This is a genomic window from Methylobacterium bullatum (assembly GCF_014845095.1).
Taxonomy (GTDB): domain Bacteria; phylum Pseudomonadota; class Alphaproteobacteria; order Rhizobiales; family Beijerinckiaceae; genus Methylobacterium; species Methylobacterium bullatum.
On record NZ_NKUG01000003.1, the window covers coordinates 26163 to 37704 of the forward strand.

Consider the following 11542-nt stretch of genomic DNA (forward strand, 5'->3'; position numbering starts at 1 on the left):
CGAGTTGATTAGTTGCCCAAAAAGTTTGGCCCACCGCGGACGTGATGCAAATCTGTGCGAGAAGCATTCTAATTAAGCGTCTTTCTTGTCTCCCGGCATACGCGCGAGGACATCGGGACGCTGGATCAGGATCTGCGAGCGGCGGGCGGAGACGATACCCTGCTCCGTCAACCGCTTCAGGCTGATCGTGACCCATTGGCGGGTGGCGCCGACCATGTGCGCGAGATCGGCATGGGTGAAATCGGCGGCAATCAGGATGCCGCCCTCCTCCTCCACGCCATAGAGCCCTGAGAGGTGCATCAGCAGGAAGGCGAGGCGATCCGTGATGGATCGCGTGCCGAGCATTTGAGCGAGCGCCGAATAGCAGCGGCCCTTGAAGGAGAGGCCCTCGATGATTCCGAAAGCCAGTGCGGGAATCTTCGTCACGAGTTGGCGAAGCGCCGCGCCCGGGAGATGGAGAACGGTCGAGTTGCTCGCAGCCATGCCCGACCAGCTATGGGTACCTGTTCCGAACACCTCAGGGCCGCCGACGAAATTGCCGGGATACCAATAGGCCAGGGTGATCTCGCGCCCGGTCGGCGCGGCGTAGAACACGCGGATACGTCCTGTCTCGATCAGCCAGATGCCGTCGTTTGGCGCCTCCTGGGTGAACAGCGTCGCGCCACGGTAAAGGACCCGGCGACGTCCCTGCTCCATCACTAGGTTACGTTCGAGCTCACTTAGCCCATAGAGCAGCGGCCGAGGACCGGCTGGCTGCGGAAACGCCTCCATGGGGTTCGGGCCTCCGGAGCATGTGAGAAGCGAAAGGCCCGAAGAGAAATGGGCTGTCTCCGTCCGAACGGGGGTGGGCTGCATCGCTGAACCTCGCAGGTGACCAAGTGCGATGCCGCAAAGCCTATACCAGCTCTAAACTACGAATCAGTCCGATACCCAGAGAATGCGAGACTCAAGACAGGCAGCCAATGTCCGCAAAGAAGCGGCGCAGGACCTTGGAGGTCCTGCGCCGCTTCGTCGGCGTCATGGGCTGAGGTCTTCGTTCAAACCTCCGCCCGACACCGGCCGATGGCCCAGCGGATCAACTTGCGAACGTCCGGATCGGGGTCCTCCGACGCGCTTTCAAGGAAGCCAAGCGCCTCTGGATGGGCGATCTCGCCGAGAGCCGCAGCAGCTTCCTTGCGCACGTTACTGATGTCCGAATCGAGGGCGCGGCCGAGCACGTCTATGGCCGCAGTCGACTTAATCCGCCCAAGGGCATTGGCCGCCTTGGTCTTCACCTGCCAGACTTGGTCAGCCATAGCCGCGATCAGCGGCTCGACGGCCTCCGGAAGTCGGCTCTTCGCGATGGAAACGGCGGCCTCCTCTCGCACCTGCCAGTTCTCATCCTGCAGGCCGGCCAGCAGCGTCGAGACGCCGGGCCCACCCGAACGCAGGAAGACGAGGGCCGCCATCGTGGCGCGGCGCACGCTCGCATCGCTGTCGCGTGCCGTAGCGAGCAGGGCTGGAAGCGCCTCCTCGGCCTTGAGGTAGCCAATCACCCCGAGCCCTTCGCGGCGCACTTCGGGTGAGCCGCTGCATAGGGCTTTCAGCGCGGCGGAGAGAGCATCCGGGATAATCAACTCCCGGAGCGCCCGGAGGGCTGCGGCCTGGACGAAGGGATCGCTGTGCTCTGCCCGCTCGATGAGCAGCGGTCCACAGGTCGGCTCCTTTTTCTCGGAGAGGGTCTCGGCTGCGGTGCGGCGCACGTCCTCGTCCGCATCCTCGAGCGAAGCCACCAGGCCCTCGACCACATCGGGACCGTCATGTTCGTCAAGCGCCTTGGCGGCGGCGGCGCGGACCATCGGATCGTCGTCGCCGAGACCCTTAAGTAAAAGGACCTTAGCCTCGGATCCTACGGCCTCAGCGAGTTCCATCATCGCCACACGGCGAATGCCGGCATCGGGGCTGGCTGCGCGCTCGGCGAGATCCTCCAGATCATCGTCGAAGGTTTCGATTACGGGGCTCATTTTGACCTCTTGGATCACAACGTGGTGGTCTGGCCGGGGCCAATGCTCAGCGGAGCAAGTAGGGAATATTGACTTTGACAGCATTCGTTGGGCAATCAACTTCGCATGGCATGCAGTACCAGCACTCATCGTACTTCATATAAGCTTTTTGCCGCGTTTCATCGATCGCGAGGATGTCGAGTGGGCAGACGTCGACACATACGCGACAACCCTTCTCCGCGATGCACTTCTCGTCGTCGATAACGACCGCTGCGCTCTTGGCTTGTGTGATGATGGGCATGGAGGTCTCCGTGTCTCTGGGAAAAAGGCCGTCGCGGCGCGCTACTCGGCGGCGACTGGCGTCTTGATGCGGAGTTGATGGTAGGCGCTCATCTCTTCGTCCGCGACGGGAACGATGAAGGGGTCGACTTCGCGCTTGGCACTCGCCATGCGGCCGCACTCGTCCTTGAACAAGACTGTATGGCAGGCCCAGTTCGGATCGGTTTCGGGGTGGTCGACGCGCAGGTGGTAGAAGCCCCAGCGGCTCTCGGTGCGGTACAGCGAAGCGTGTGCTGCCATGTCGGCGCAATCAAGAATGGTCTGTGTCTCCAAAGCCCGCAGCAATTCGTGCGGGTCGCGAGCAACGAGGTGGCCAAGATCCTCGCGGATCTCCGCAAACCGGCGCTGGCCGAGCTCCATTTTAGCCGTGACCTTCGGCGGCTCGAGATAGTCGTTCACGAAGCGCCGGGTCTTGAACTCCATCTCGTTCGGGGTGATGCCATCCTCGCGCCGTGTCGGCGCCAGCACTCGCTCCTGCTCGGTCAGGAAGTCGCTCTCGTCGTAATTGGCGAGGGTCGTTGAAGCGCAATAGGCTGCTGCATCCGCACCGGCGATGCCGCCATTCACGAAGGCGCCGAGCATGTAGTTGTGCGGTACAGCCGCCATGTCGCCCACGGCGTAGAGGCCGGGAATGGTGGTACGAGCATACTCGTCGACCCAAACGCCCGAGGCGGAGTGGCCGGAGCAGAAGCCGATCTCCGAGATGTGCATCTCGACGGCACGCTGACGGTAGTTGGTGCCGCGGCGCTCGTGGAAGCGGCCTCGCGAGGGGCGCTCGTTCGAGTGCAGGATCGTTTCAATTTCCGAAATTGTCTCCTCGCGCAGGTGGTCCATCTTGAGGAAGACCGGGCCGTTGCCGCCCTGCAGTTCCCGCCAGAATTCGAGCATCATCTGACCCGACCAGTAGTCGCACTCGATGAAGCGTTCACCTTTGTTGTTGGCTGTGAAGCCGCCGAACGGGCCGGTAACGTAGGCGCAGGACGGGCCGTTGTAATCCTTGATGAGCGGGTTGATTTGGTAGCATTCGAGGTTCGCGAGCTGCGCACCGGCGTGGTAGGCCATCGCATAGCCGTCGCCGCAATTGGCCGCGTTCTCGTAGGTGCCGAACAGATAACCGGAAGCGGGCAGGCCGAGCCGCCCGGCAGCACCGCAGGCCAGCACCACCGCCTTGGCCTTGATCACGAGGAATTCGGAGGTGCGTGTGTTGACGCCGATCGCCCCCGCAATGCGGCCGTCTGGCCCCTTCAGCAGCCGGGTCGCCATGTAGCGATTGGTGACCGCGACCTGGAGGCGGCGCAGCTGCCTATAAAGCACCTTCTTGACGTTGTGCCCCTCTGGCATGGGCAGCACGTAGGTCCCCATATGGTGGACCTTGCGCATGTTGTATTCGCCCGAGCCGTCCTTCTCGAACTTGACCCCGAGCTTGTCGAGATACTGGATCATCGGGAAGGAGCCTTGGGCGTAGGCCATCACCGCCTTTTGATTGACGATGCCGTCATTGGCGACGGTGATTTCCTTCACGTATTGCTCGGGCGTGGCATAGCCCGGCACGACGGCGTTGTTCAGCCCATCCATGCCCATGCTGATTGCGCCTGAGCGCTTCACATTCGCCTTCTCCATCAGCAGCACCCGCAGCTTCGGATCGGCCTCCTTGGCCTTGATCGCGGCCATCGGACCGCCCGTGCCGCCGCCGATGACGAGAAGATCGGTCTCGATGATTTCGACCTTGGGGCTGGTGACGCTCATGATGTGCACTCGCATGTCGGGCGCAGATGCGGACCGCGCGCTCGGGAAAGGAAAGACGGGTCAGCGATCAGGCAGCCTTGGGCGTCCGGTCATCGGCCGTGCCGATTTCCAGCTTTGCGGCCTCGCGAGCCAGGTCGCGGAGATAGACCCACGGGAAGATTCCACGCGCGTGTCCGTCGGAGAACCCGAGGTTCACCGCATATCCGCCCATCGGGTCGATTTTGGTAACGGCGACGGTCTCGAAGGATATAGGAAAATTGCCCTGTACTCGGTCCCGCGTGCACCAGGCGCAGCGGCAGCGCAGCCGCAGCGTCTCCGCCTGCAGTACAGCTTCCTCACCATTGGGCCAGACAAGGCGCATATCGCGACCACCACGGGAGACCACGGCATCGGTCGGGATCGCTTCCGGATCAAACGGCGGCTGTTCGGGCAGTCTCATCGGCATGTCCGTTATCTACTGGTGCCAGAAGGCAGACGGATTAGACCCGGCGAGGCGGATGCCAGCGAGCAATTAGTTGCCGAAAGCGGCCGAAATAATTATGCAAGGTAGAAGCGAGTGCCCTGCGAGATTTATAAATCAGAGGGGAGCACAAGCCCGTCATCGATGGCGCCCCAATGCACATTCAACGTCAAGCTAACAACATCCGATAGGTTATCGCATTGGCAACACTGCGGTCATGCCTTCTAACCATTATCCAAAACCAAAAGATGAAAATTATATAAATATAATTATCATTTTTATCTGAAATAATTATAATCTATAGCTGTAAGAATCGATCAATTGCCATATGTATATTTTTAAATATAAATAAATACAAATATGTACGCGCCGCAATCAGCAAGCTTCAGTCGCACAATGACTCCTCACTCTACGAAAGCCTCGGGCATCACGTCAATTGAGTAGAACTCCTTTGCTGGATCGAACCCTGCATCACTGATTTGAACAATCGAACTAGAGAAAAGGCCGTTGAACGCATATTTTTCAATGGTTCCTGACCCGGAGCGGACGCAGGGACGGTCCGCCTGTCGGCGTCGAGCCAGAGTCTGCCGAAAGCGCTATGTGGCGACAGTTGATGGCCGCAAATGTGAAGGACGATCGCTTCAGGCGTCTCGCCGGGGGTATGCGATCTACGCTCGCGCCAGCCGCTTAATCGCTTCGTCGATCTGGGTGTCACCTTTGGTCAGCTCAATGCTGGCCCGGCTCTCCTGGCCGACGAGGGAAGAGATCAAGGCGATCCGTGCATCCCGGCGCTGCTGGGCCTCCTCGATATCCCAATTCAGGTTGAGAAGGCGGCAGCAATCGACAATCGCGCCGTTACCAGGCTGGCTCGACCAGCAGGCAGGGGCGGGGATCATGGGCGGCCTCCGGAACTGGAGGCGCCATGCAGGTTCTATGGTCAACGCGGGGCAAACGCCGGCATGTGGAGCATCAACAGGTTGTCCTCGGATAATCCGAGGCGGCTGATGGGTGTCTGGCGGTTGATGCCCATGTGAGGCCGCTGCCAGTTGTAGCGGAAGAGGAAGGCTGGGAGCTCCTTCCCGCGTTGATCGGACGTGTCGTAGGCACGGGCATAAGCCCATTCGCGCAAGGACGTCTGGACGAAGCGCTCGGCCTTGCCGTTGGTCTTCGGGGTGTAGGGCCGGGTGCGTTTATGGGCGATTCCGAGCCATCGCAAGGCTTTGGCGTAGCGCCTGGATTTGAAGGCCGATCCGTTGTCGGTCATCACGCGCTCGACCGCGATGCCATGGCGACGGAAGAAGCGCAGGGCGTTGAGGAGAAAGGTCAGGCAGGAGCCTCGCTTCTCGTTGGGGTGGATCTCGGAATAGGCCAGCCGGGAATGATCGTCGACGGCCAAGTGCAGGTACTCCCATCCGGTCCCGCGGCCTTTGCCCTAACCCGTGCGCTTGACCCTGACCCAGCAAACTGGTCCGCACGGGGCGCGCCGCGACGATCGCGCACAACATGCCTCCGCTCGACGGCTGCTTCCTCGGGTCGGATCAGACGGCAGAGGAGACGCAAGCCGAGGTTACCGAGCGGGAAGCCGAACGCATCCGCATCGCCAAGGACGTGATAGCCGAGCGGGAGGTTACGGTGGTGGTGATCGCAATCGGCACGCTCATCAACGGGTACGGGCCCGCGCTCGTGCGTCTCCTCGGCTTTGAGATCTCATCATGAGCGACGCCGAGTTCGAGCATCTGCTGCCAGCCCATATTGACATCACCCGATGCAACCCGATGTTAAGCTTCAGAACAGTACGTATTTATCTTTAAAATTCCATTCTCTAAAAACTATCTCTACATGTCGCACAGTCTACAAGTTCGCCCCTTGGGGGGATATTGTACTGTCCTGTAAGTGGATCTCTACCATACCGCAGACAGGGGTATGGAGGTGGCCCAGTCCGAACGCACACAAATGGCGGCGGAGCCATAAAGGCGGAAGTACTAGCAACAAGAAGATGAACTTCGGCTTCGGATAATGACTTTTTTCTTCTGTATCCTTTGGGCGGCTTACTCGTATGGCTCCCTTTTGCGACCGCGGTAACAAGTTGGCCAACAGTTTCAGTGATCTTACGATCTTCAACAGGCTCATTAGGCATAGTTCAACCTCCAAAGAATATGTGCTCACCGCTGAAAGGCATTCCTGATGCCCGCCTCAATCGATCCAGACAGGACAGTCGAGAAGTGTAGTTCTGCTCCTTGCCGGCTAGGATTTACAATCGTTTTGCTACGTTGCTGACCATTACTGGCTACGGCCTTGATTACTTCTTCTGATGCTGGAGAAAAGGTAATAACTAAATCATGCGTCCTCGTTCTGCTAGTACTAAAGAAATTTCCATCAGAATTACCGGTAAATTCTTTCAGCTTCCATGTAGGAGTTGCTGACGCTGTGGTCGTAATCTCAAACGTGACTTGATGCTGAAATACATTTTCTTTAACGACAAGAGGAGTTGTCTTAAAATTAATTGTATTAGTTATTGCAGCACTGACTGCGGTGAAAAGCCATTGTGATAGAAGTAGATCACTTTGCAGCAGGAATAGGCCATTCGAGCGAGATTCATCTGAGCATCGTGCGTTCACAAGATCTGAAACTAAATAATATCCATTTATTAGATTTTTCCGCTTTGCGTCGGACGAGAAGTTGAGACCGGCTCCAAGTGAGAACGCTGGATTTGTAGGAGTAAGGGGTGACCAAAGGACACTTGGTGTTAGTCCTACTTTTTCATCCTGTGAGAGAGTCAAAGTCATCTGGGCACCCCATGTATCTAGAAAGGTGCCCTCTGGATAAGCAGCGCGCAAATCAGACACCGCACTACGCAGATCACAGGTAATATTAGTTAGTATTTCTTGTACCAACCTCTGGCCTTCGACTCGACCGCCGCCCTCCTGTATCTCTGGGACTCTAAATCCACAGGCTGTCAAAAAATGAATTGCAAAAAGGGAAAATACAAACAACAAGCGCATGACGTACTCACTTGACAACATCCGCCAAGCAGACGAATCGTTCGAATACTTGGATCAGACGCACTTCATTTACGCAATCTGACATCTATAAAAAACAAGCATCTGTGTTTTTTATGCAACACATCAAGCCACAGAAGAACACAGTGCGGCTCTGGCGCTGCGCCTATCGGGGTGGCAGCCCGGAGGCGTTGCGTCGCCGCCTGGCCGCCGGGCCGCCTCCTGTGAAGGCCAAGGCGGCGCTGCGCGTGGCGGCTCCGTTGCTGAGCGCGCCGGTGGCCGACCGGACCAACTGGACCCTGGCGCGGCTGGCCGAGGAGATTGGACGCCAGGAAGGCGTAACGATCTCGCGCTCGCAACTCTCAAAGGTCCTGCGCCGAAAAGGGAGCTGCGCTACCGGCGCCCGCGCCACACACAGAAGGGGCGCCAGGATGCTGACGCCATGGCCCGAGTCGGCCTGCGGTTAATCCTGCGCAAGCAGCAGCTTGACGCCCCAAGCCATCGCCAACCAAGCTGTCACAGCCCGAGAACTTGCATAGGCTGTGGAGCGCAAAGCGGGTCAACTCCACCTGCGGCTGTCGCGAGCGAATCTAATCAGTTTTAGACATTGCGGATACTGTAGTGTTGATAGAAGCTGCAGACGCGAAGTCCAGCAGGCGCGGGCAGTGTAGGAAGCGGGAGGAGAGCAGCTATGGCCATAGCGATTAAGCCGGCGATGACGGGTAAGAAGCAACTCGGGCCGTTAGGACTTCTCCCGGATTTTGTTAGCGCATCAGCTCTCGCCCAGGACATAGTAGACAAGATACGATTTTTGGAAGATTTTGACATGGAGCGAGAGAGAAAGATTCTGACAGCAGAGATCAATGATGAATTTCTTTCACACGTTATGGTCCGAGAATTTAAGAGGTTCTTTTCTCTCGAACTCCTTTTCCCTGATGCAGATTATCCTTTTGTTCCGTCTGAGGAAATCGACCCAATTTGGCATGACATCGTCTTAGACTCAAGGCGTTATGTTGGTATTTGTGAAAAACTGTACGGTGGATATGTTCATCATACACCTGTTGACACTTGCCCTGGCGAGATGGCTCAGAACGCCGGAGAACGTTTCGGCCATACCAAACGTCTCTTGGAACGAGCTTTCGGCGGGATTACACCGTCGGCTTGGGGGGTAGCGGCCTACTGCAATCGAGCAGCTTGCACGTGGCCGTAGGCCGAGCCATAACTTCTTGGATCAGTGACTCAAAACATGAACACTGAAATTTCCGCCTTTCGATCATCATACCCGCCTTGAGCGGGTTTTTTTCATGCCCGAGATCCAGTGGGCACGCCTACCATATTACCTCTCATGACTCGGCGACCGGACGACGGTGGAGTTGCAGGCAGAAGCTACCGGACCGAAGTAGGCGGCTGGCACCTCGTCACGGCGCGGACGTCGTTCTTCGCGGCAGCCTGTGTGCTTCTCGAAGAAGGCGCTTGCCAGCACTTCGTCAGCGACGATCCGCAGGACCGCGAGTTGCCCGGCGGTGAACCGCGCGGCCAGGGTGTTCGTGCGGATCCTGCGCGAAGCGATCCGGGGAGCCGGTAAAGACGCACTTCAGCCCCGTCCATGGGACGGTGCGGCTCGGGTCCGAGACATTGCGGCAGGCACCTGGCGCGGCAAAGCGCGACCGCAGATCAAGTCCTCGGGCTACGTGATCGACACCCTGGAGGCGGCGCTCTGGTGCACGAGCCAGTCTGCGAGCTTCGAGGAGGCACTGGTGCTCGCCGTCAATCTCGCGGGCGACGCGGATACCGTCGGTGCGGTCACCGGTCAGATCGCCGGCGCTGTGTTCGGAGCCCCATCCATCCCTCTGCACTGGCTCGAGCCCCTGGCTTGGCGCGGTCGGTTGGAGACCCTCGCCGCACAGCTCGTCCGATTGTCCGACCCATCCATGTAGAAGGTTGGCGCAATGGAGGCAGTCATGGCGGACTCCATGCCTAGCGTCGGCCTCTTCTGAGGCTTTCCTGCCGCGAGCGGCTCGATTGCCCTCACATCGATTTCACCTCAGTCGTCCAGCGGGTTCAGACGCGGATGCAATTCGGAGCGTTTCATTATCCGAGTTCAGAAATGCTGCGCAGCACCGACACGTAGCGCTCGGTTTCAGCGTCTAACCATCTGATGATCCGTTCACGTTCGCCTTCGTCGACATAGCGAACCGACAACTTTTTGATGAAGAAGTATGGGCTAGTGGGATTGAAGGGAGTTCCGAGCCGCTCGCTTAGGGTTGACGCCAACGGTGCGAGGCGCTCCGCAGTCAGTGATGGTGCGGTGCGGGCGGGCCCACGGATGAACAATCCAACTTCTTGAACAGCAAGATAGCGAGCCACGACAAGACCCTTGTCGTCGAGTGGTACCGTGCGGCTGGATGCAGCCGTCGGCACGCCATAGGCACTCTCGTTGGGAAGACGCTCGCAGAAAGCCGTCCAGAAAGTGAGACGTTGCTCACCCAAAGCAGTACGCCGTCCGCTCTCCTGTGTGCTTCCTTGAAGCCGTCGCTCCCAACCGTTAGGGCGCTCCAGTACGTCGAAGAGCGGAGCGAGAGGCGAGTCTCCAATTCGCACAATTCTGAGTTGAACTGCGAAAAACGCAAAGTCTTCGGCTGTGTGCTGGTTGAGCCAGCGAATGGCAGATAGATGCGGTTCGCGGAACTGAGGCGCTACCCAGATTACAGCGCGAGCGTCCAAGCCCGCAAGGTAGGTCATGATTTGACCGAGGTGGGTGTGATCGCTGACCTCGAGCTGGTTCTCGATCAAAACGTGTGAACTGTCTTGCACGTTGCGGGCGAGTATGTCGGCAGCGAACGAATCGACAGCAGCCTCGGACTGGACGTGCTCCAACTGGAGCCCGACCGCGCTGCCCAAGCGGCCGAGGTTCTGAGCCAGCCAGGGCGTAAAAGCATGGGCCTCGTGCGACCAACCAATCCGGACAGGCACATCTTCCAGCACACCAAATTCTGCCATTTCACTCACCCGTGCCGAGGATCTGTCGCATAGCTCGCTCAAGCGGAGCCATCGGATTTAATTGAGGGAACCTGGCGTGCTGTGCTCCCATAGCGCTCGATGATAGGCGAGGTACTCGGCAGCAACGGAATGACCCCGGGCCAACCGTAAGCATCCAGTTAGCCCTCGAAGGGATAGATCCTCCTCAATCGTGAACCCACCATTGTCGAACAGGACATGATGGTTCGGGCACAGACACAGGATGTTCTCCGTCCGGTCAGGCCCATGGTGAGGCGACCCTAATGGCTTTACATGAGCAGCCTCCGCGTAGGGTCCTCCCTCGCAGAGCAGTCGAATCCCACAGGCCTGGCAGGTGTAGTCGTGAAGCCTCTTGATGGATCGACCAAGAGCGGTATCGCGCACGACCCGCAAGGCCGTGACCTGGGTCCGGCGTGTTGAGTCTTCACCTGGTAGCTCGCTCCCGGGTCGGGGATCAGCCCTTGCAGATTCACCAACTTCAGCCTCAAGCTGAAACCGGCAGATTAGGAATCCGTCTCGACCCCGCTCACGCCAGTACCGCTCAACGCGAAATAGGCCATCGTAGCGGTAACCGAATGGCGGCGAGTGTGGTGAGCGATGTACTGCGCCACGTACGACTCGAACCAGCAAACCGTTGAGGCAGCTCGTGACAAGCGCCTGGTTGTGACCCGTGAAATCCTGGTCGGCGATCTGCCTGCCGGTCTTGGGATCCCGTCCACCTGCACCGGTGTAGATAATTGAGGAGCCGTGGTCCTCGTCGTCAAAGTAGCCTCCCGACAGCACGATTGACTCGGCTCCGAACTCGCGGCGACCCACAATGCCAGCCTGAAGAGCCCGGTGCGCACCTGCGTCGTGGAGCGCGCGCCGGCTGTCGAACAGGCTGCCCACCTCAACGCCTCGCAGGGAGCCGATCAGAGTCTTGTTTACGCGGGTGGACTCACCAGTCTCGTTGGCCGTCGTAGGCATGATACCCCCCCAGAATGCGCCTGTGGTAAGAC

Annotated in this window: 13 protein-coding genes and 1 pseudogene; 4 read left to right on the plus strand and 10 right to left on the minus strand. The window is 58.7% G+C overall.

The features are described 5' to 3' along the window. Positions 1 to 72: 72 nt before the first annotated feature. The 7 genes and pseudogenes from MBTS_RS00130 to MBTS_RS00160 form a co-directional block, all read right to left on the minus strand. Entirely contained in the window at positions 73 to 771 is a 699-nt protein-coding gene (locus tag MBTS_RS00130; protein ID WP_238254109.1) for a Crp/Fnr family transcriptional regulator, read from the minus strand. A gap of 266 nt (positions 772 to 1037) precedes the next feature. After that, a complete protein-coding gene (locus MBTS_RS00135) occupies positions 1038 to 2003 on the minus strand; it encodes a HEAT repeat domain-containing protein (RefSeq protein WP_192214828.1) in 966 nt (321 codons plus the stop codon). 46 nt (positions 2004 to 2049) lie between these two features. Then, a complete protein-coding gene (locus tag MBTS_RS00140; RefSeq protein ID WP_017486815.1) occupies positions 2050 to 2283 on the minus strand; it encodes a 4Fe-4S dicluster domain-containing protein in 234 nt (77 codons plus the stop codon). Positions 2284 to 2324: 41 nt separating this feature from the next. Continuing rightward, entirely contained in the window at positions 2325 to 4067 is a 1743-nt protein-coding gene (locus MBTS_RS00145) for a fumarate reductase/succinate dehydrogenase flavoprotein subunit (RefSeq protein ID WP_192214829.1), read from the minus strand. Between the two features lie 67 nt (positions 4068 to 4134). Further along, positions 4135 to 4506, minus strand: coding sequence for a gamma-butyrobetaine hydroxylase-like domain-containing protein (locus MBTS_RS00150; protein WP_192214830.1), 372 nt, complete (start codon positions 4504 to 4506; stop codon positions 4135 to 4137). Between the two features lie 689 nt (positions 4507 to 5195). Further along, positions 5196 to 5423 (minus strand): hypothetical protein, encoded by a 228-nt coding sequence (locus MBTS_RS00155; protein ID WP_192214831.1) that lies wholly within the window; start codon positions 5421 to 5423, stop codon positions 5196 to 5198. A 41-nt stretch (positions 5424 to 5464) separates the two neighbouring features. Continuing rightward, positions 5465 to 5953, minus strand: a pseudogene (locus tag MBTS_RS00160) (integrase core domain-containing protein); the annotation flags it as partial. A 77-nt stretch (positions 5954 to 6030) separates the two neighbouring features. Between MBTS_RS00160 and MBTS_RS00165 the strand changes: the two are divergent. Then, positions 6031 to 6243 carry a hypothetical protein gene (locus MBTS_RS00165; RefSeq protein WP_192214832.1) on the plus strand — a complete coding sequence of 71 codons (213 nt, stop codon included), beginning with the start codon at positions 6031 to 6033 and terminating at the stop codon, positions 6241 to 6243. A gap of 446 nt (positions 6244 to 6689) precedes the next feature. Here MBTS_RS00165 and MBTS_RS00170 read toward each other — a convergent pair whose 3' ends face one another. Beyond that, complete coding sequence (locus tag MBTS_RS00170; protein WP_192214833.1) at positions 6690 to 7529, minus strand: hypothetical protein; 840 nt, start codon at positions 7527 to 7529, stop codon at positions 6690 to 6692. A 113-nt stretch (positions 7530 to 7642) separates the two neighbouring features. Here MBTS_RS00170 and MBTS_RS00175 point away from each other — a divergent pair, with 113 nt between their 5' ends. From MBTS_RS00175 to MBTS_RS00185, 3 genes are all read left to right on the plus strand, one after another. Further along, entirely contained in the window at positions 7643 to 7993 is a 351-nt protein-coding gene (locus MBTS_RS00175) for a winged helix-turn-helix domain-containing protein (protein WP_192214834.1), read from the plus strand. A gap of 224 nt (positions 7994 to 8217) precedes the next feature. Then, a complete protein-coding gene (locus MBTS_RS00180) occupies positions 8218 to 8736 on the plus strand; it encodes a glycine-rich domain-containing protein (protein WP_192214835.1) in 519 nt (172 codons plus the stop codon). A gap of 241 nt (positions 8737 to 8977) precedes the next feature. Further along, positions 8978 to 9463, plus strand: coding sequence for an ADP-ribosylglycohydrolase family protein (locus MBTS_RS00185; RefSeq protein WP_283206635.1), 486 nt, complete (start codon positions 8978 to 8980; stop codon positions 9461 to 9463). 154 nt (positions 9464 to 9617) lie between these two features. On the opposite strand, the gene MBTS_RS00190 is transcribed toward MBTS_RS00185, so the two are convergent. Both MBTS_RS00190 and MBTS_RS00195 read right to left on the minus strand, forming a co-directional pair. Continuing rightward, positions 9618 to 10526 (minus strand): hypothetical protein, encoded by a 909-nt coding sequence (locus tag MBTS_RS00190; protein ID WP_192214836.1) that lies wholly within the window; start codon positions 10524 to 10526, stop codon positions 9618 to 9620. A 57-nt stretch (positions 10527 to 10583) separates the two neighbouring features. Continuing rightward, positions 10584 to 11510, minus strand: coding sequence for a YDG/SRA domain-containing protein (locus tag MBTS_RS00195; RefSeq protein WP_192214837.1), 927 nt, complete (start codon positions 11508 to 11510; stop codon positions 10584 to 10586). Positions 11511 to 11542: the final 32 nt, after the last annotated feature.